Source organism: Caballeronia sp., assembly GCF_049581465.1.
In the GTDB taxonomy this organism is placed as follows: domain Bacteria; phylum Pseudomonadota; class Gammaproteobacteria; order Burkholderiales; family Burkholderiaceae; genus Caballeronia.
Window position 1 is genome coordinate 1 of the sequence record NZ_JBAUSA010000217.1, and the last position, 1,755, is coordinate 1,755.

The following is a 1,755-nucleotide window of genomic DNA, read 5'->3' on the forward strand; positions in this document are numbered from 1 at the left end:
GGCGAACGGTGGTTTGGTTTACGATTCGGCCGAAAGCGGACGCATTGAGCTCACTTTGAGCTGTTGTCGGGCATGACCCATCTGGGAAATCGGCTCCGTTCGTCTTATCATCTACCGAATGCCAAAGCGGAGCGCACGATGAGTGAAGGCCATTGGCAACTGGAAGGCAGCGCGGCAGAGCTTTTCCAGCGTTACCTCGTGCCCGCGATCACCTTGAAGTGGGCGGAAGATCTCGTTCGTCGCGCCCAACGTCGAACGGGCGAGCTGGTACTGGACGTTGCTTGCGGCACCGGGGTCGTGGCTCGCTTGGCTGCAACGAAAGTAAGGCCGGGACAAGTCACGGGTCTCGACCTGAACGCCGGGATGCTGACCGTTGCCCGAAGTCTTCCAAACGATGGCGCCCCGATTAACTGGACAGAGGGTAGCGCGCTCGACATGCCATTTCCGTCCGGTCATTTCGACGCAGTTCTCTGTCAGCAAGGTCTCCAATTCTTCCCGAACCAACCAGGAGCACTGCGCGCACTGCGCCGTGTGCTGCGCGAGGGCGGACGGGCTGCCCTCAGCGTGTACAGCCCCATCGAACGGACGCCGGGAGCGAACGCATTTGTGCAGGCGCTCGATCAAGTGCTGGGGCCAGAAGCTTCGCAGATCAAACGCGGCGAACATTCCTTTGCGAACCCGGGGCAACTTGAGAGCCTGCTGCGCGACGCCGGCTTCGGCACCGTCGTTGTCTCGACTGTCCAGCAAACGCTCGTGTTTCCTACTGTGCCCGACTACGTCCGCTTCCAGTTAATCGCGACGCCGATGACGATACTCCTCAAAGACAAGACCGAGCCCGAGCGTCAGTCGATTTTTCATCGGTCGCTTCCGCGGCTGCAACCTTATCGACTCCCCCCATGCTCAATGGCGGCAAGTTCGCGTTCCCGCAGGAGGCGTACGTTGCTATTGCGCGGCCTTCTGACGATGTAGGTTGATTGCCCTTCTGCGACCTCCGGCGATGTCCGCTTTTCGGTCCATGAGGGCGGACATCAGTCGGCCAGCCGCTTAGGGAGTACACGGCCTAGGATATGATTGCGCCGAGGCATCAGACACCGATCACGCGTTGACGCGTGGCGGTGCTTTATCACTGAGGCAGGGGGCTGGCCGGAATCGGCTTACGCCGCCGCAATCCGCGGCGAACCGCCTACTCTATTCCTCGTGGAGCATGACCTCAAGAAACACGTCTGCGCGGTTTCATTTATTCACCCGGTGCACCACGCGACGCCATACTCGGTTGAGCTGCATAAATTCGTGTGAGGATGACGATGATCGCGAGCGTCCCGCAATACGCCACGACCTGAAGCACCGAAGGCTGGTCAGAATAGCCGATCAAAGTGCGCAATACCCGACCGAACAGACTCGAATCGGAAAGAATGGCGGAGGTGTCCCATGCCGTCTGGGTCAGCATTGTGAGAACCCCGGCCTGCTGCAGGAAGAGGACGGCCTGAGCCGCGAGCCCTGCAGCGAGAAGGCTGATCAGGGCCGTCGTGACAGCAAATATGCGACGTTGGGGGATCGTGACGAGCCCCAAATAGGTGAGCGCGGTGACGCCCACGCCCGCGAAGATAGCAAGCAGCGAACCCATCAAAAGTTCGATCGTTGTCGAGTCGTCCGACGCAGCAAGACCATACATGAACAACGCGACCTCGGAGCCTTCGCGCATAACCGCAATCGCGCAAACAATGCCTAGCGCCGCGATCGAGCGAGTGCCCGTAC

2 protein-coding genes are annotated in these 1,755 nt (G+C 60.1%); one reads left to right on the forward strand and one right to left on the reverse strand.

Annotated features, from left to right (window positions below):
• The first annotated feature begins 138 nt into the window (after nucleotides 1-138).
• Nucleotides 139-969 carry a class I SAM-dependent methyltransferase gene (locus WCA53_RS05335; protein WP_423906502.1) on the forward strand — a complete coding sequence of 277 codons (831 nt, stop codon included), beginning with the start codon at nucleotides 139-141 and terminating at the stop codon, nucleotides 967-969.
• 268 nt (nucleotides 970-1,237) lie between these two features.
• Here the strand turns inward: WCA53_RS05335 and WCA53_RS05340 are convergent.
• The coding region (locus tag WCA53_RS05340; RefSeq protein ID WP_423906504.1) for an FTR1 family protein at nucleotides 1,238-1,755 on the reverse strand (518 nt) is incomplete at its 5' end.